Origin of the sequence: Streptomyces sp. NBC_00316 (genome assembly GCF_036158715.1) — a bacterium.
Lineage (GTDB): Bacteria > Actinomycetota > Actinomycetes > Streptomycetales > Streptomycetaceae > Streptomyces.
In genome coordinates this window covers 3,491,032-3,508,896 of the sequence record NZ_CP108023.1, presented here as the reverse complement: position 1 = coordinate 3,508,896, position 17,865 = coordinate 3,491,032, and the positions used below count along the sequence as shown (strand labels likewise).

Annotated in this window: 14 protein-coding genes; 4 read left to right on the top strand and 10 right to left on the bottom strand. The window is 69.9% G+C overall.

The window, feature by feature from the left end; translation table 11 throughout:
* The first annotated feature begins 327 nt into the window (after positions 1-327).
* Positions 328-1,026 (top strand): transglycosylase SLT domain-containing protein, encoded by a 699-nt coding sequence (locus OG878_RS15410; RefSeq protein WP_328887330.1) that lies wholly within the window; start codon positions 328-330, stop codon positions 1,024-1,026.
* Between the two features lie 141 nt (positions 1,027-1,167).
* Positions 1,168-2,622 (top strand): AI-2E family transporter, encoded by a 1,455-nt coding sequence (locus tag OG878_RS15405; protein ID WP_328887329.1) that lies wholly within the window; start codon positions 1,168-1,170, stop codon positions 2,620-2,622.
* 76 nt (positions 2,623-2,698) lie between these two features.
* On the opposite strand, the gene OG878_RS15400 is transcribed toward OG878_RS15405, so the two are convergent.
* Together OG878_RS15400 and OG878_RS15395 are read right to left on the bottom strand one after the other, a co-directional pair.
* A complete protein-coding gene (locus OG878_RS15400; protein WP_328887328.1) occupies positions 2,699-3,235 on the bottom strand; it encodes an alkyl hydroperoxide reductase in 537 nt (178 codons plus the stop codon).
* Positions 3,236-3,247: 12 nt separating this feature from the next.
* Entirely contained in the window at positions 3,248-3,802 is a 555-nt protein-coding gene (locus tag OG878_RS15395) for a peroxiredoxin (protein WP_277328108.1), read from the bottom strand.
* Positions 3,803-3,933: 131 nt separating this feature from the next.
* Between OG878_RS15395 and OG878_RS15390 the strand changes: the two genes are divergently transcribed.
* On the top strand, positions 3,934-4,902 hold the full coding sequence (locus OG878_RS15390; RefSeq protein ID WP_328887327.1) for a hydrogen peroxide-inducible genes activator: 969 nt from the start codon (positions 3,934-3,936) through the stop codon (positions 4,900-4,902).
* 60 nt (positions 4,903-4,962) lie between these two features.
* Here the strand turns inward: OG878_RS15390 and OG878_RS15385 are convergent, their stop codons facing one another.
* The 6 genes from OG878_RS15385 to OG878_RS15360 form a co-directional block, all read right to left on the bottom strand.
* Entirely contained in the window at positions 4,963-7,350 is a 2,388-nt protein-coding gene (locus tag OG878_RS15385; RefSeq protein WP_328887326.1) for an ABC transporter permease, read from the bottom strand.
* Positions 7,347-8,033: an ABC transporter ATP-binding protein gene (locus tag OG878_RS15380; RefSeq protein ID WP_328887325.1), complete on the bottom strand. Its 687-nt coding sequence runs from the start codon at positions 8,031-8,033 to the stop codon at positions 7,347-7,349. Before OG878_RS15380 ends, OG878_RS15385 begins: the two co-directional genes overlap by 4 nt.
* Positions 8,030-8,554 carry a PadR family transcriptional regulator gene (locus OG878_RS15375; RefSeq protein ID WP_328887324.1) on the bottom strand — a complete coding sequence of 175 codons (525 nt, stop codon included), beginning with the start codon at positions 8,552-8,554 and terminating at the stop codon, positions 8,030-8,032. The genes OG878_RS15380 and OG878_RS15375 overlap by 4 nt, the downstream gene beginning before the upstream one ends.
* A gap of 210 nt (positions 8,555-8,764) precedes the next feature.
* The gene (locus tag OG878_RS15370; RefSeq protein ID WP_328887323.1) at positions 8,765-10,057 is read right to left on the bottom strand and encodes an alkaline phosphatase; all 1,293 of its coding nucleotides are present in this window, start codon (positions 10,055-10,057) and stop codon (positions 8,765-8,767) included.
* Between the two features lie 273 nt (positions 10,058-10,330).
* Positions 10,331-10,516 carry a hypothetical protein gene (locus OG878_RS15365; RefSeq protein ID WP_328891253.1) on the bottom strand — a complete coding sequence of 62 codons (186 nt, stop codon included), beginning with the start codon at positions 10,514-10,516 and terminating at the stop codon, positions 10,331-10,333.
* Positions 10,517-10,542: 26 nt separating this feature from the next.
* Positions 10,543-11,490 carry an SPFH domain-containing protein gene (locus OG878_RS15360; protein WP_328887322.1) on the bottom strand — a complete coding sequence of 316 codons (948 nt, stop codon included), beginning with the start codon at positions 11,488-11,490 and terminating at the stop codon, positions 10,543-10,545.
* A 221-nt stretch (positions 11,491-11,711) separates the two neighbouring features.
* On the opposite strand from OG878_RS15360, the gene OG878_RS15355 reads away from it, so the two are divergent.
* Positions 11,712-13,991: a transglycosylase domain-containing protein gene (locus OG878_RS15355; RefSeq protein WP_328887321.1), complete on the top strand. Its 2,280-nt coding sequence runs from the start codon at positions 11,712-11,714 to the stop codon at positions 13,989-13,991.
* 63 nt (positions 13,992-14,054) lie between these two features.
* On the opposite strand, the gene OG878_RS15350 is transcribed toward OG878_RS15355, so the two are convergent.
* Together OG878_RS15350 and OG878_RS15345 are read right to left on the bottom strand one after the other, a co-directional pair.
* The gene (locus OG878_RS15350) at positions 14,055-15,518 is read right to left on the bottom strand and encodes a catalase (RefSeq protein ID WP_328887320.1); all 1,464 of its coding nucleotides are present in this window, start codon (positions 15,516-15,518) and stop codon (positions 14,055-14,057) included.
* Between the two features lie 146 nt (positions 15,519-15,664).
* Positions 15,665-17,632, bottom strand: coding sequence for an ATP-binding SpoIIE family protein phosphatase (locus tag OG878_RS15345; RefSeq protein WP_328887319.1), 1,968 nt, complete (start codon positions 17,630-17,632; stop codon positions 15,665-15,667).
* Between the last annotated feature and the right edge of the window lie 233 nt (positions 17,633-17,865).

The following is a 17,865-nucleotide window of genomic DNA, read 5'->3' as shown; positions in this document are numbered from 1 at the left end:
GCGGCGCTATTTCCGTGAAACACCTGGGCCAAACGGGGTGTGACCTTTCACACGTAACCGGGAATTGCTTCACGACGGCCCGTTCCGGCAGAGTCTTGCTTCCGTCAGGCCCCGCATACGGCACACCCGCACCTCCAGAGGTGCCACGCACCACACAACTCAACAAACGCCGTCCGTATGCCGCCCGCGAGTACCACGCGGCACTCCTCCAGGGGAGTCGCCCACCGGGCCCGTGCCTCCCGTGACCCATGCAGTAGGGAGGCCAGTGTCAGGGGCACGATTGCGTCCGCGAGGTCACCTAAGCGGGCGATGCTGGAAGGACACCGTGTGAGCCGGATCTCGGTCCGGGGGTTCGCCGTGGCGTCAGCCACCGCGGTCACCACCGTCGGCGCCGTCGTAGGCGTTGCTTCGGGCAGCACTCCCGCTGTCGACGACAACAACTTCGAGGCGACCGCAGCCGACACGACGCTTCTCGCCGACATCCCCGCCGGCCAGCAGGCCCAGGTGCAGACCGCCTCGCTGACGCAGCAGGCGGACGCCCAGGCGTCCGCAGCCGATGCCGCGGCGAAGAAGTCCGCCGAGGAAGCGGCCCGCATCCAGGCAGCCAAGGACGCCAAGTCGAAGAAGCAGGCGGCCGAGGACAAGCTGGAGAAGGAGCGTCAGGCCAAGGAGGCCGAGCGCGCCAGCCGTGACGAGGTCCGCAGCGCCTCCGCGTTCGCCACGCAGAGCTCGTACACCGTGGCCGAAGTCCAGGCGATGGCACGTCAGATGATGCCCGCAGACCAGTTCCAGTGCTTCAGCAACATCGTGGACCACGAGTCCAGCTGGAACTACCGTGCGAGCAACCCGTCTTCCGGTGCCTACGGCCTGGTCCAGGCGCTGCCCGGTTCGAAGATGGCATCCGCCGGAGCCGACTGGCAGACCAACCCGGCCACCCAGATCAAGTGGGGCCTCAGCTACATGAACGGCCGCTACGACAGCCCGTGCGGTGCGTGGTCCTTCTGGCAGGCGAACCACTGGTACTAGAAAACGGCACCCTCCGGGGTCCTGTTCTCAACCTTGCGAAGCCCCCCGCCGTCCTACGGTGGGGGGCTTCGCGCGTGTACCGTCGTCCGGACGACTCCGGGGGGAGCGGTGGGGAGAGAACTCGGGGGAAGAGGGACCTATATGTCGAAACTGCCAGGGTGGCTCGGCCGACTGGGCGCCGAACTGACCGAGCTGGGCGAGCGCCTGGAGGAACGCCGCGCCGCGGCCGAGGCCGAAGAGGAGGCCGAGGGGGACCAGGACGCCCGGGCCGGATTGCCGGTACCGGTGCCGGTCGCAGTGGCCACCCCCGACGACCCCTCCACCGCCCCTGGCCGGGTGCCCGCGCCGCCTTCGTACGCCCCGTTCGTCGCCGCGCGGCCCGATCCGGTCGTGGCGATCCCCTGGGGGATGCGGGTCGCGGCCGAGGCCGGCTGGCGGCTCCTCGTCCTCGCCGGCACGCTCTGGGTGCTGATGAGGATCATCAGCGCCGTACAGCTGGTGGTGCTGGCGTTCGTCGCCGCGCTGCTCGTCACCGCGATGCTGCAGCCCACCGTCACCCGGCTCAGGCGGCACGGACTGCCGCGCGGCCTGGCCACCGCCGTCACGGCGATCCTCGGCTTCGTCATCATGGGCCTCGTGGGCTGGTTCGTGGTCTGGCAGGTCATGGACAACCTCGACACCCTCTCCGACAAGGTGCGGGACGGTATCGACGAGCTGAAGCGATGGCTGCTGGACAGCCCCTTCCACGTCACCGAGCAGCAGATCAACGACGTCGCGAAGAACCTCAGCGACACGATCGGCACCAACACCGAAGAGATCACCTCCGCCGGACTCCAGGGCGTCACCGTGATGGTCGAGGTCCTCACCGGGATACTGCTGGCGATGTTCTCGACGCTCTTCCTGCTGTACGACGGGAAGCGCATCTGGCAGTGGGTGCTCAAGCTGGTGCCCGCCCAGGCCCGGCCGGGTGTCGCGGGCGCCGGGCCGCGCGCCTGGCGGACACTGACCGCCTATGTGCGGGGCACGGTACTGGTCGCCCTGATCGATGCGATCTTCATCGGGCTCGGGATCTGGTTCCTCGACGTGCCGATGGCGGTACCGCTCGCCGTCTTCATCTTCCTCTTCGCCTTCATCCCGCTGGTCGGTGCGGTGGTCTCCGGAGCGCTCGCGGTCGTCGTCGCGCTGGTCACCGAAGGCGTGTTCACGGCGCTGATGGTGCTGGTCGTGGTGCTGGCCGTGCAGCAGATCGAGGGCCATGTGCTGCAGCCCTTCATCCTCGGCCGTGCGGTACGGGTCCACCCGCTCGCCGTCGTCCTGTCGGTCGCCGCGGGCGGCATGGTGGCGGGCATCGGCGGTGCGGTCGTCGCGGTGCCCCTGGTCGCGGTCACCAACACGGTGGTCGGCTATCTGCGGGCGTACGGGCAGGAGGCCGCCCTGCGCTACGCACCGCAGCCGCGCGGCGCCACGGCGATCGGCGTCGCCCCGACCCCGGCTCCGGCGCCGCCCCCTGCCCCGCCCCTGCCCCCGGCGCCGGGGGCACCGTCCGAGAAGGGCGAGGAGGACGGGGAGGACGGGGAACAGCCGCCGGCGCAATAGACCGGAGCGATGGAAAAGAAGGGCCCCGTGGACGGTCGGTCGTCCTCGGGGCCCTTCTCGTACAGGGGTGGTGCTGTTACTGCTCGGCGAGCACGGCCTCGGCATCGAGGGTCACGCCGACCGCCTGGATCACCGAGGCGATCCTGACGGCTTCCTGAATGGTCTCACGGTCCACGCCGGCCTTGCGCAGCACCTGCTCGTGGGAGTCCAGGCACTGGCCGCATCCGTTGATCGCGGAGACGGCGAGCGACCACAGCTCGAAGTCGACCTTCTCCACGCCCGGCCTGCCGATGACGTTCATCCGCAGGCCCGCACGGAGCGTCCCGTACTCCGGGTCCGACAGCAGATGCCGGGTCCGGTAGAAGACGTTGTTCATCGCCATGATGGCGGCGGCCGACTTCGCCGCGGTGTACGCCTCGGCAGAGAGGTTGGCCTTGGCCTCCGGCTCCAGCTCGCGCAGCACCTTCGGCGAGCGCGAGGCGATCGCGCAGGCGAGGACGGTGCCCCAGAGCTGCTGCTGCGGAAGCTCGCTGTTCCCGATGACCGAACCGAGGTTCAGCTTCAGGTCCTTGGCGAAGTCCGGGACGGCGGCCTTCAGTTCGTCGAGTGCCATGTCGGTGTCAGCTCACTCGCCCGAGAGGAGCGCGACCGGGTCCAGCGTGTTCTCGCCCTTGGTCCAGTTGCACGGGCACAGCTCGTCGGTCTGCAGGGCGTCGAGGACCCGCAGGACCTCCTTGGGGTTACGGCCCACGGAACCGGCGGTCACCATCGTGAACTGGATCTCGTTGTTCGGGTCGACGATGAAGACGGCGCGCTGCGCGAAGCCGTCCTCGCCCTCGATGCCGAGGTCACGCATGAGCTCGTGCTTCGAGTCGGCCATCATCGGGAAGGGCAGGTCGGTCAGGTCCGGGTGGTCCTTGCGCCAGGCGTGGTGCACGAACTCGGAGTCGCCGGAGAAGCCGAGGATCTGGGCGTCACGGTCGGCGAACTCGTCGTTCAGCTTGCCGAAAGCGGCGATCTCGGTGGGGCACACGAAGGTGAAGTCCTTCGGCCATGCGAAGACGACCTTCCACTGACCCTCGTAGGTCTTGTGGTTGATCTGCTCGAACTCCTTGCCGCTCTCCAGCGAAACGCAAGCAGTCAGGTCGAACGGGGGGAACTTGTCACCGACAGTGAGCACGCGCTCTCCTTGCAGCGTAGGAATTCCCTTTTGCGGGATTTCCTGAGGGTTGGACGACGTCCACCTTGACACAGGGTGCATTGATCAAAGAAATAGCTACACTCGGTCGTGATGATCGGAGGTGCCTATCAGTGGCGCAGAGCAACCCGGGCAACCGGCCCAAACAGCCCAGCCTGTCGCAGCTGCGTGCCTTCGCGGCCGTGGCCGAACATCTGCACTTCAGGGATGCGGCGGCAGCAATCGGGATGAGCCAGCCCGCGCTCTCCGGGGCCGTGTCCGCGCTGGAGGAGACACTCGGTGTCCAGCTCATCGAGCGTACGACGCGCAAGGTGCTGCTCTCGCCGGCCGGGGAGCGGCTGGCGGTGCGGGCCCGGGTGGTGCTGGAGGCCGTCGGTGAGCTGATGGAGGAGGCCGAGGCGGTCCGGGCTCCGTTCACCGGTGTCCTCAGGCTCGGAGTGATCCCCACCGTTGCCCCGTATCTGCTGCCGACCGTGCTGCGGCTGGCCCATGAGCGCTACCCGGATCTCGACCTCCAGGTGCACGAGGAGCAGACCTCGTCGCTGCTGGAGGGGCTGGCCGCCGGCCGGCTGGACCTGCTATTGCTCGCCGTGCCGCTCGGGATGCCGCAGGTGACCGAACTTCCGCTCTTCGACGAGGACTTCGTGCTCGTCATGGAACGCAGCCACTGGCTGGGCGGGCGCGTCGACATTCCGCGCGAGGCGCTGCGCGAGCTGCCGTTGCTGCTGCTCGACGAGGGGCACTGCCTGCGCGACCAGGCACTGGACATCTGCCGGGAGGCGGGGCGTACGGAGGGGGCGCCGGTCACCACGACAGCGGCCGGGCTCTCCACACTGGTGCAGCTGGTGGCCGGCGGGCTCGGGGTGACACTGCTGCCGCGCACCGCCGTCACCGTGGAGACCGCCCGCAACGACGCGCTGACCACCGGGTACTTCGCGGAGCCCGCACCGTCGCGGCGGGTGGCGCTGGGGATGCGGACCGGGGCGGCGCGGCACGGCGAGTTCGAGGAGTTCGCGGCCGCGCTGCGTGAGGCGATGCGGATGCTGCCGGTACGGGTGACCACGGGCACGTCACACGCGTGAAGAGGGGTGCGGTCCCTCCTGAGGAGGGACCGCACCCCTGGTGTCACCGCTGCGCCGTCGTCATTCGGTTCGCAGGCCGTCCGGCCGCATCAGCCGCCACAGCGGTGGCAGCGAGATCAGGGTGACGAGCAGGATCAGCGCCGCGCCCGCCCCCACCATCGGCAGGAACAGCCACCAGTCGGTGACCCTCTTGGCGACCATCCTGATCATCACCGCGCCGAGCCCGAGCCCGCCCGCGACCGCCACGACCAGGCCGATGACCACCGGCACGGCGGTCTGCCAGAGCACCGACCAGCCGAGGGTGGTGCGCCGGGTGCCGAAGGCGACCAGAACCGACAGCAGGCGCCGGCGCTCCCGCAACTGCTCGAGCTGGGAGACCAGCATCGAGGCGGCGATCAGGAGCAGGGTCGCGGTCGCGCCGACCTGGAGGCCGGTCTGCACGCTCGCGTACTGCCGGTCGCGCGTCACCGAATGCAGGGAGGCGACGCTCATGCCGGGGTCGATCCTGGCCGCCGTGTTCCGCACGTACTCGGAGACGTCCGCGACGCTCTCGTCGACCTTGATCTGCGCGTTGACCGTCGCGCCGGGCAGCGTACTCGGGTCGACCGCGCCGACGGTGGCCATGATGCCCCAGTGGTCCTCGCCCGTCGGATCGCGGCGGGAGACGACGGTCCGGGCGTCGGCGGGCAGGGTCCAGCGCTTCGACTGCCCGTCGTACGAGGTGATCTCGACCTCCTTGCCCTTGCGGGCCGTCTGGTCCACCCAGGCGGCTTGGTCCTTGTCGTTTTCGGGGTGGACGACGAAGGCGTCGCCCTCCTTGCAGGAGCCGATCCGGGCGAGCTCGCGCAGGGTCGCGCAGTCGCCGATGGACAGTGAGGTGGTGGGCCGGATGTCGCCCTCGTACTTTCCGGGCCGGGTGACATACACCTCCACCGTACCGATGACGGCCTTCACGCCCTTGGTGGCCCGGAACTCCTTGATGGTGCGCGTGGCCGCGTCACCGGTCACTTTCTCGGAGGATGCCGTGAACTGGGCCCGCGCGGGATCCTGCCCCGTCACCCGGTTGAAGTCGTCGTTCACCGCAGCGAACAGCATCTGCAGCGCCACCGCGCCCGCCACCGCGACCGTGATGCCGCTGACCGCGCGGGACGCCGCCCCGCTGCTCAGCTGGAGCCTGCGGGTCGCGAGCTGCCAGGGCACCGGGCCGCCGCGCAGCCGGTTCACGCACGCCTCGACCAGCCAGGGCAGCAGCAGCGCGAGCCCGACCAGGACCAGCACGGCGCCGCCCGCGATCGGATACGGATTGACGGGGGCGTACTCGTCGACCGTTCCGGTCTGCGCGAGAACCGCCACTCCAGCGACCGGCATCAGCAGCCGCCACCAGAGCCGGCGCCTGCGGCTGCGGCTGTGGCGTACGACGCCGAGCGGTTCGATCACCACCGAGCGCAGGGCGGTCAGGGTGACGAGCACGGCCGCCACCGGTACTGCCACCGCGATCAGCGCCGCCAGCCAGGGAACCGGGACCAGATCGGCGGGGAAGGCGCTGACGTCCCACACCTCGACGGCGCCCATGAACTGACGTGCCACCAGGAAGAACACCAGCCCCGTGAGCAGGCCGAGCACCGTGCCGAAGAGCGCTTCACCGGCCGCGATCCGGCGGGTCGTCCGGATGTCCGCGCCGACCAGGCGCAGCGCTGCGAGCCTGCGGTCGCGGCGGTCCCCGCCGAAGCGCACGGCCGTCGCGATGAAGATCGCGACCGGCACCAGCAGGACGACGCAGATCATGATGATCAGCACGACGAGGATGGGGGACAGCGGCTCGGACGGGTCCTGGGCGCCGTAACCGGACAGCCGGTGGCCGCCCGCGGCGGGGGTCAGGGTGGCGCTGCCCGCGTAGTAGCGCAGCTCGCCCGGGGAGATCAGGCCCGGGTCGGCGATCGTGCCGGTGATCCGGTACGGCAGCCGCTCCTTGAGGAGACCGCCCTCCGGGGAGCCCAGCAGCTCCTTCAGGGCGGGCGAGGCGACCATTTCGCCCGGGCCGGGGAAGTGCGCCGCACCGGGCGGGGTGACCGGGTGTGCCCCCTCCGGGCGCATCAGGGAGCCCTCGACGGAGCGGCCGCGGTACTCGGACAGCACACTGATCTGAAGCACTGTCGTGTCCGACTTCGGGACGGTGTGGTCGCGCGAGACGCGGGCCTCGGCGCGGGCCTGGTCGCGGGCGGAACGCTGTTCGAGCAGATGCGGTATGGAGGAGGCGAACAGCAGCAGCGCCACACCGAGGCCCACACCGACCGCGGTGAGCACGGTGCGGGTCCAGCCCTCACGCCCGCCGGAGGAGGCGAACCGGATGCCGAGGCCGAGATCGTGCAGCAGGCCCGTGGCCCGGGAGGGCTCGGTGGGCCGGAGTTCCTCGGTCGGCGGGACCGTCTTCCGGTCGAGCAGCCTCATGAGGCGTGCTCCAGATCGCGTGCCCGGCCGTCCCGGACCGTGACGTCACGGTCGGAGTAGGCGGCGACGCGGGCTTCGTGGGTCACCAGGACCACGGCGACATTGGCGGACCGGGCGGCCTCGGTGAGCAGGTTCATCACCCGCTCGCCGTTGAGGGAGTCCAGGGCGCCGGTCGGCTCGTCCGCGAAGATCACCTTCGGGGAGGAGGCCAGCGCGCGGGCGATGGCGACGCGCTGGCCCTGGCCTCCGGAGACCTCGCCGGGACGCTTGGCGCCGAGGTCGTCCACCTCCAGGCGCTCCATCCAGCCGAGGGCGGTGCGCTCGGCGTCCTTGCGCCTGGCACCACCGAGGCGGAGCGGCAGGGCGACGTTCTCCACGCAGGTCAGTTCCGGGACGAGCTGTCCGAACTGGAAGACGAAACCGAACTCGCTGCGGCGCAGGGCGCTGCGTTCGGCGTCGGACATCGCGGAGAGCTCGCGGCCCGCGTAGGTGATCGTGCCGCTGTCGGGAGTGACGATGCCGGCGAGGCAGTGCAGCAGGGTCGACTTGCCGGAGCCGGACGGGCCCAGCACGGCGACGACCTCGCCGGGGTGGATGGAGAACGAGGCGCCGTCCAGTGCGGGTGTCGAGCCGTAGGACTTGTGCAGGTCGTGGGCGACGAGAAGGGAGCCGGCGGGGGTCATGCGACCACCTCGCCGGCGAGGCGGTCGAGCCGGGCGGCGGTCAGTTCCAGCCAGCGGAGGTCGGCCTCCAGGTGGAAGAGGGCGTGGTCGCAGATCAGCTGATCCGCGAGATCGCCGCCCCGCTTGCGGTCGGTGAGGATGCGCATGAGGCGCAGGTGCTCGGCGCGCTGCGTGTCCAGGAGGGTTTCGGCGCTGCGGCCGGTGAGCAGGGCCAGGACGACCTTGGTGTACAGCGTCGACTGGAGGTACGGCTCCGGCTTCTCGGGCTGTGCGAGCCAGGTGGCGACGTCGGTGACACCGGCTTCGGTGATGGCGTACCGCTTGCGATCGGGGCCGCCGCCGCTCTCTATGCCGTCGACCTCGACGAGGCCGCTCTTGAGGAGGCGGGACATGGTCGAGTAGACCTGGCCGTAGTGGAGGGGGCGGTCGTGGCCGAACTTCTCGTCGAAAGTGCGCTTGAGGTCGTAGCCGTGGCGGGGGCCGGACTCGAGGAGTCCGAGGAGGGTGTGGCCGATAGACATGTGCGGCACTGTACACGGTGTGTATACCTCGCGTGTATACGTGGGTGGAGCGGTCCTCTCCGAGACGGGGCGGGGCATCGTCCGGCACGGTTCGGCGCCGCCCCGGGCGGGCCTTGCGCCTGGGCCGTCGCCGTCCGACGGCATCGCGTCCACGTGCGGGAACGGGCCCCGGGAGCGTTCTCCCGGGGCCCGTTCCGTCGTCACCGTCGTTCAGCGGCGCGGTGTCAGCACCTGCTTGAGCACGTCGTGCACGTACGTGTTCGGGTGCTTGCCCGTGAAGCTGTCGGAGAGCGGACCGCTCGCCGTCACGGGCACGTCCACGCTGGTGTGCCCCGACGTGGTCCAGTCGATGATGAACTTGCGGTCGCTGCCGCGGATCGAGAACGGGCCGTCCTCGGCGGAGATGGCGTCCCCGGACTCGTCGGCTGCGTCGACCTCCTCGACCGAGAGACCGCCGGTCTCGTGGTCACCGGTGACGACCAGCAGCGTGTCGGGGTGCGTCGCGATGTACGCGCGGGCCACCGCGACGGCCTTCTCCAGCTGCTGCATCGACTGAAGGACGCGCGTGCCGTTGTTGGAGTGCGCGAACTCGTCGGTGCCCTCCTCCTCGACCATGAGGAAGAAGCCCTTCTTGTTCTTGTCCAGGCTGGCCAGGGCCTTGCTGGTCATCGTGCCGAGGTCCACGACCGGGCTGTAGACGTCGCCCTGCCCCTCGGGACGCTGCTGGAACATCTCCTCGTTGCTGAACAGGCCGAGGATCTTGCCGTTCTTGGCCTTGCTCAGTCCGCTCGCACTGTTGACGTACGAGTAGCCGGCCTTCTCGGCCTTCTTGATCAGGTTGCCCTTGGTGCCGCGGCTGCCCTCGCTCGTGTCCTCCGCCGGCTTGTCCGTGAACGCGCCCGGCGTACCGGCCGGCAGCCACCAGTCCTCGCCACCGCCCAGGATGACGTCGGGCTTGCTGACGTCCAGGTACTGACGGGCGATCTCGTCCTGCTGCCCGCGGTCCGCGGTGTTGGCGAAGAACGCGGCCGGGGACGCGTCGGTGACCTGCGCGGTGGTCACCAGGCCGGTGGCCTTGCCGGCCGCCTTGGCCTGCTGGCCGAGGGTCGCCAGCGGGTTGCCGTCGACGTCGACGCTGATCGCGCCGTTGTAGGTCTTCTCGCCCGTGGCCCACGTGGTCGCCGCCGCGGCGGAGTCCGTCACGACGGCCTTCGGGTCGTGCGGGGTGGTGGTGAGCTGGCCGGACGCCGTGAGGCGGTCCATCGCCAGCTGGCCGTCCAGGCCCGAAAGGTTGAGCCTCGCTGCCTCGCGCATCGAGGCACCCATGCCGTCACCGTTGATGAAGATGACGTTCTTCGCCGTCGGGGCCTTCGCCTTCGCCGCCGACTGCGGGGCAGTGGCCGACGCACCGAGCGTCGGATTGAGCACCATCGTGGCGACGGCGGCCACAACGGCCGCAGCGACGGGTGCTCCCCATCGCGCACTACGCACGCGTCTGTTCACAACAGCTCCTCGTGAATTGCAAAGTCTTCACGAGCGAACGTAGGCGTGGGTGCGGTACCCCTCGTGAACGAGAGGCATCTGAAGGAGGAACAACCCGCAGCCGGGGCTCCGTCGGCCTGGCTCCCCTCGTCGACCTGCCCGTGAGCGGCCCGACGGGACGTAGGGGCCCGGCCGGTGGGCGTCCGCCGGCGGCGACGGCTGCGTGTCCGTGAGCGCCGGACGGGCCGGATGTGCCGGCCCGTCCGGCGCCGAGCGGCGGGCGCCCGCCCCCGTCTACTCCGGCGGGGACTTCGGGGGGCGGCCCCGGCGGGGGATGGGGGACGTCGACTTCGGCAGGCGGCCCGCCTCCGCCAGCGCCCTGCGCAGCAGGAACTCGATCTGCGCGTTCGCACTGCGCAGCTCGTCCGAGGCCCAGCGGGCGAGCGCGTCGTGCACCGCTGGGTCCAGCCGCAGCAGCATCTGCTTGCGCTTCGGGGTTTCTTCCGTCACTGGTAGAGCGTGCCCGTGTTGAGGACCGGTTGCGCCGCACGGTCACCGCACAGCACCACCATCAGGTTGCTGACCATCGCCGCCTTGCGTTCGGAGTCGAGCTCGACGATGTCCTGCTCGGCGATCCGGGTCAGCGCCATCTCGACCATGCCGACCGCGCCCTCGACGATCTGCTGACGGGCCGCGACCACCGCGCCCGCCTGCTGGCGCTGGAGCATCGCGGAGGCGATCTCGGGGGCGTACGCGAGGTGGCTGAAGCGGGATTCGATGATCCGTACGCCGGCGGCCCGCACCCGGGCGGTGAGCTCGGCGGCCAGCTTCTCGGTGATCTCGTCCGCGTTGCCGCGCAGCGACAGGCCGCCCTCGTCGTGGGCGTCGTACGGGTACTCGATCGCGATGTGGCGGACGGCCGCCTCGGTCTGCGTGGCGACGAACTTCTGGAAGTCGTCGACCTCGAAGAGCGCCTGCGCGGTGTCCTCGACCTTCCAGACGACGATCGCGGCGAGCTCGATCGGGTTGCCGTAGGCGTCGTTGACCTTGAGGACCGCGGTCTCGTGGTTGCGGACCCGGGTGGAGATCTTGCGGCTGCTGGTCAGCGGGTTGATCCAGCGCAGTCCGTCGGCGCGGATCGTGCCCACGTACCGGCCGAAGAGCTGGATGACGCGGGCCTCGCCGGGCGCCACCATCTTGACGCCGCTCATGCAGAAGAAGGAGGCGATGGCGAGGAGTACACCGACCACGACGAGTGCGATTCCCGGCCCGTTGTGCCCGTTGGCGCCCAGGGCTCCGCCGGTGATCGCCAGGCCGACGCCGAGGAGCACGCCGAGGACCGTCAGGAGCAGGCCGAGGCCGCCGGGAATGGAGTGGGCCGTGGTCTCGCGGACCTGCGGTTCGGGCATCTCCGGTGCGTCGTCGGTCTGCCCCGTTATCAGCTGATCAGTCATGATTCCCCCTGTTTGCGCGTCCAGCACGGTGCTAGCAATGTGATTACACATTAAGCGAATTCGCAACCTTGCGCACCTCTCGGGAGTCGGTTCCCTAAAGAGCGGGTGCTGATTGTCACGTCCGGAAAAGACCGGATCGCTTGCCTTTTGTCCCCGACGACAGTGTTAGCTGGCGAGGCTGAGGCGATCCGGCCGAGCAGAGAAACGGGAGCGATACAGCGATGGGTCGAGCGGATGCGCGACGAGCCCAGCAGCGCGGTGCGCGGCGGGCCGGGAAGAGCGGCGGCATACGCAGACTCTTCACCTGGAAGAAACTGCTGGGTACGTTCTTCGGGTTCTGCCTGCTCGGCATGGGTGCGTTCGTCGTGCTGTACGCGATCGTGGACGTGCCCGAGGGCAATGCCCAGGCCAAGCTCCAGAGCAACGTCTACAAGTACTCCGACGGCTCGCTGCTGGCCCGGACCGGCAAGGTCAACCGGGAGATCGTGGGCCTCTCCGAGGTGCCCAAGGACGTGCAGCGGACCTTTGTCGCCGCCGAGAACAAGTCCTTCTACACGGACAAGGGCGTCGACCTCAGGGGCACTGCGCGCGGCCTGATCAACACGCTGTCCGGCAAGGGCAAGCAGGGTGGTTCGACCATCACCCAGCAGTACGTCAAGAACTACTACCTCGACCAGGACCAGACGGTCACCCGCAAGCTCAAGGAGCTGGTGATCTCTCTCAAGGTCGACCGGCAGAAGAGCAAGAACGACATCCTCGCGGGGTACATCAACACCAGCTACTACGGCCGCGGCGCCTATGGCATACAGGCGGCGGCCCAGGCCTACTACGGCAAGGACGCCCGGGACCTGGACGTCGCCCAGGGTGCCTACCTCGCTGCTCTGCTCCAGGCGCCGAGCCAGTACGACTGGGCCGTCGCCACGCCCACCGGCAAGCGGCTGGTCAAGGAGCGCTGGAACTACGTACTGAACAACATGGCCGAGGAGCACTGGCTGGACGCCGGTACGCGCCAGGGCCTGGCGTTCCCGGTGCCGCACGACCCCAAGCCCGCGGACGGCCTCAGCGGCCAGAAGGGCTACATAGTCAACGCGGCGCGGGCCGCGGTGCAGAGGCAGGAACACCTCAGCGACGAGCAGTTCGACGCCGGCGGCTGGACCATCACCGTCAGCATCGACAAGAAGAAGCAGAAGCAGCTGGAGCGCGCGGTCAAGGACCAGCTGACCGGCAAGCTCGACACGAAGGACCGGGCCGTCGACAAGGACGTGCAGGCCGGTGCGGTCTCGGTGAATCCGAAGACCGGAGCGGTCGTCGCCCTCTACGGCGGCACCGGCCTGACCGAGCACTGGACGTCGAACGCCACCCGGCGCGACTACCAGCCCGCGTCCACCTTCAAGCCGATCATCCTCGCCGCGGCCCTCGACGAGGAGGCGCAGACGCAGGACGGCCGGCCGATCAACGCCAACACCCGTTACGACGGCAGCAACCGCCGCCCGGTCGTGGGCAGCGACATCGCCTTCGCACCGCCGAACGAGGACGAGGTGGACTACGGCCAGGTCACCGTCCAGACGGCGATGAACAAGTCCATCAACTCCGTCTTCGCGCAGATGGGCGTGGACGTGCGGATGGACAAGGTGATGCAGACCGCGGGCAAGCTGGGCATGGACGTGGAGGGCCTTCCGGTCGTGCCCGCGCAGACGCTCGGCTCGATGGGCGCGAGCCCCATGGAGATGGCGGGGATCTACGCGACCCTCGACAACCACGGCAGGAAGGTCACCCCGCAGATCGTGAAGTCCGCCTCCCGGCAGGGTGCGGCCCCGATCGAGCTGCCCGACCCGATCGGCGAGCAGGTGATCAGCCGGCAGGCCGCCGACGAGGTGACCTCGGTGCTGACCGGAGTGGTCGACGACGGTACGGCCCGTGCCTCGGTGCGCGACGCCCCGGCGCGGGACGGCCAGCAGGTGGCCGGCAAGACGGGTACGTCGGACAACAACAAATCGGCCTGGTTCTCCGGCTACACGCCGAACCTGGTGACCTCGGTCGGTCTCTTCGGCGAGGCCGCCGAGACCCACAAGACGGCCGACGGCAAGGTGATCAAGGGTTCGCAGGTCAGCCTGAAGGGCGCGGCGGGGGGCGGCCGGGTCAACGGTGGCGGATTCCCGGCCCGGATCTGGGCGGACTACACGTTCCAGGTGATGGGCGAGCCCGCCGAGTTCGATCTCGACACCGACCTGGGTGCGGCGATCACCCCGCCGCCGACCTCGGCGTCGCCGGACCCGAGCGAGCAGCCCTCCGACGAGCCCAGTGCCTCGGACGAGCCGACCGACGAGCCGTCGACATCCGAGCCGCCGACGGAGAGCGAGCCCCCGTCGTCGCCGCCGGTGACGCCGCCCGCGGACGGGGAGACGAGCGAGCCGCCGATCGAGCCGGACCCGTCGACCTCCATCGATCCCCCGCTCCCCGGAGACGGCCGGGACGGCACCAGAGTGAACACCGGCAACTGACGCAGCGGCCGGAGGGTGCCACGGAATGTTCCGTGGCACCCTCCGCTCTCCGTCTTTTCGCGGTCAGCCGCCGTTGACCTCCTTCGCGATCCGGTCGCCGAGGTCCTTGTCGACATTGCGCCAGTACTGCACCGCCCGCTCCAGGACCGGGCGGCTCACGCCGTCCAGGAGATGGCCGGAAATGTTCGACACGAGCCGGTCGCGCTCCGCGTCGTCGAGCACCTGGCGCACCATCGTGCCCGCCTGGCCCCAGTCGTCGTCCTCGCGGTGCAGCTTGTACGCCTCGTGCACCATCTCGCCCGCCGAGGCCCAGCCCGCCGGGTCGCCGAAGCGCTCGGTGTCCGCGGCGGGTCCGCCGTACGAGTTCGGTGCGTAGACCGCTCCGGTACGCGAAGGCTCGTAGCGCATCGGGCCGTCCTTCGCGTACGAGTTCCGGGAGAAGCGCGGACGGTTCGGCGGCAGCTGTGCGTAGTTCGGGCCGATCCGGTAACGGTGGGTGTCCGGGTACGAGAAGAGCCGACCGAGCAGCATCTTGTCGGGCGACGGGCCGACGCCGGGCACCAGGTTCGACGGCTCGAAGGCCGCCTGCTCGATGTGGACGAAGAAGTCCTCAGGGTTCTCGTTCAGCGTCATCCGGCCGACCTCGATCAGCGGGTAGTCGCCGTGCGGCCACACCTTGGTCAGGTCGAACGGGTTGAACCGGTAGTCCGGTGCGTCGTCGAACGGCATGATCTGGACGTACAGCGTCCAGCTCGGGTGGTCGCCGCGCTTGATCGACTCGAAGAGGTCGCGGCGGTGGACGTCACCGTCCGTACCGGCCATGTCGTCGGCATCGGCCTGGGTGTAGAAATCGATGCCCTGGTCGGTCTTGAAGTGGTACTTGACCCAGAACCGCTCGCCGCCCGTGTTCACCCACATATAGGTGTGCGAGCTGTAGCCGTTCATGTTGCGGTACGTCTTCGGGATGCCCCGGTCGCCCATCAGCCACGTCACCATGTGCGCGGACTCGGGGGAGAGGGTCCAGAAGTCCCACTGCATGTCGTGGTCGCGGATCCCGCTCTCCGGGCGGCGCTTCTGCGAGCGGATGAAGTCCTGGAACTTCATCGGGTCCCGCACGAAGAAGATCGGCGTGTTGTTGCCGACCATGTCGTAGTTGCCGTGCTCCGTGTAGAACTTCAGCGCGAAGCCGCGGGGGTCGCGCCAGGTGTCGGGGGAGCCCTGCTCACCGGCGACCGTGGAGAAGCGGGCCAGCATGGCGGTCTGCTTGCCCGGTTGGAAGAGGTCCGCCTTGGTGAACTGGCTGACGTCGTTGGTCACGACGAAGGTGCCGTAGGCGCCGGCGCCCTTGGCGTGGACCACTCGTTCGGGGACCCGTTCACGGTTGAACTGGGCCATCTTCTCGATGAGGTAGTGGTCCTGGAGCAGGATCGGGCCGTCGGAGCCGATGGTGAGCGAATGTTCGTCGCTCTCCACCGGGATCCCGGCATTGTTCGTGGTGTAAGGCGCGTTCTTGGTTTCCTCGGTCACGAGCGTCCTCCCGTCGGTGCGGGGTGTCGGTCGGGCATGCCCAGGCAGCGCCCGGTCACGACCGAGTCAACTCCGACGACGAGAGGTCGGCAACATGTAGATCTTGTCCATGCTTGGGCTGATTCGCCCGAGCTGTCATGCCCCACTCACTGGCTGCGGGTGGGCATCTCGAACCAGACGACTTTGCCGGTCGACAACCGGGTCGCACCCCACCGTCTGGCCAGCCGGTTCACCAGGAACAGGCCGCGACCGCCCTCGTCCATGTCGCGGGCCCGGCGCTGCCGGGGCAGTTGAGGCGCGTCGTCGCCGACCTCGCAGCGCAGGATGTCGGTGCGCAGCAAGCGAAGCGTCACCGGCCGCTCCGCATACCGCACCGCATTGGTCACCACCTCGCTGACCAGCAGTTCCACCGAGTCCGAGAGCTCGTCGAGGCCCCACCGGCTGAGCGCCCTGCGGGCCAGCCGGCGGGCGCGTCCGGGGGCGGAGTCCTCCGGATCCAGGAACCAGTACGCGACGTCGCTGGGTGCGATGCCTTCGAAGCGGGCGGCGAGCAGGGCGATGTCGTCGTCCCGGTCGCCCGGGCCGAGCATGTCGAGGACGTCGTCGCAGAGCGCCTCCAGCGGCGGCGAATGGTCCGGCCCGGTGAGCTGGGCGGTGGCGGCGAGCCGCTCCCGCAGCTGCTCGATCCCGGTCCAGACGTCCCGCAGCCGGGACTCCACCAGGCCGTCGGTGTACAGCAGCAGCGTGGCGCCCGAGGGCGCGTCCAGCTCGACGGCCTCGAAGTCCACGCCGCCGACGCCGATCGGGGCGCCGGGCGGCACCCGCAGCACCTCGGCACGGCCGCCCAGGTGGAGCAGCACCGGCGGCGGGTGTCCCGCGTTGGCGATGGTGATCCGGTGCGAGACCGGGTCGTACACCGCGTACAGGCAGGTGGCCATCCGGTCGCTGCCGAGCCGCTGCGCCTGCTCGTCCAGATGGTGCAGCACCTCCTGCGGCGGCAGGTCGAGTCCGGCGAGGGTCTGGGCGGTGGTGCGCAGCTGGCCCATGATCGCCGCGGACGTCATGGAGTGGCCCATGACGTCACCGACGACGAGGGCGACCCTGCTGCCGGGCAGCGGGATCGCGTCGTACCAGTCGCCGCCGACCCGGGCCGTCTCGGCGGCCGGGAGATAGCGGGAGGCGAGGCGGACGCCGGTGGGCTGCGGCAGCGAGTCGGGCAGCATGGTGCGCTGCAGCTCGTCGGCGATGTACGCCTCGCGCCCGTACAGCACGGCCTTGTCGATGCCGAGTGCGGTGTGCGTAGCCAGCTGGGCGGCGACCAGCAGGTCGTTGGCCTCGAACGGCGGCCGTTCGGTGCCGCGCAGGAAGACGGCGGCGCCGATCACCCGTCGCCGGCCGCGCAGCGGAGCGAGGATCACCCGGTGGCCGGAGGGGACGGTGCGTCCGGCACCCAGCAGTTCGGGCAGGGCGACGCGGGCCGCGGCGGAGTCCCCGAAGACGGGCCGTACTCCACGCAGCACCTCGGCGAGCGCGCCGCCCGCCCGTACCTCGCAGAGCTCTGCCGCGGGCGTCAGATCGGCGTGCGGGTCGATGGTGGGCGGGCGCAGCCGATCGGTCTCCAGGGCTGCGGCCTCGGTCTCCTCTTCGTTTAAACGCAGCCGGTCGGACCGGCGCAGCCGCAGGATGAACGGGGCGACCGGACGCTCGTCGCCGACCGGGAGCGGGTCGCGGAGGTAGACGAGTATGGCGTCGGAGAACGTCGGCACGCTGGCCCGGCACAGGCCGAGAACGATCTCGTCCAGATCTATGCCTCGGGCGATCCGGCGGGTCGCGGCGCCCACGAAGCGCAGCCGGTCGCCCTCGCGGCGGGCCACGGTCTGCGGGTCCGGTCCCGTCGCGGCGGTGGGGCCGGCCGCCGTGGCGGCGCTCGATGACGTGGCGGGGCCGGGAATCGGTGTCGGATTCGAGCCGGGACCCGGCGCCGACGGCTTCGGGCCGGGCGTCGCGGCCTGGCCGGGGATCGCCGCGGCGTCCTGCTGCCGCGGCCGGGCGCGTTCCTGCGGCCGGGCGGCGAGAGGCTGCCGGCCTTCGTGGGAGGTGGGATGCTCCGTCACGCGTGGGGTTCCGTCCGTCCGGGCCGGTTGTATGAGGCAATCACCTTGTGGAGCGCCACTGTGCCCCGGGAAGAGCGGTGATGACAACGGCTGTCACCGCATGCCCAGCTTCGCGGGGCCGAAACCGTATGCCCGCGCGGTGGGCGGGTGACAACGTTTCCGGCGTCGGGGCGGCGGAGAGCGTGCACCTTTCCACCCCCTCGTAGTGGCTCCTGCGGTTCTTGCTGCTCATG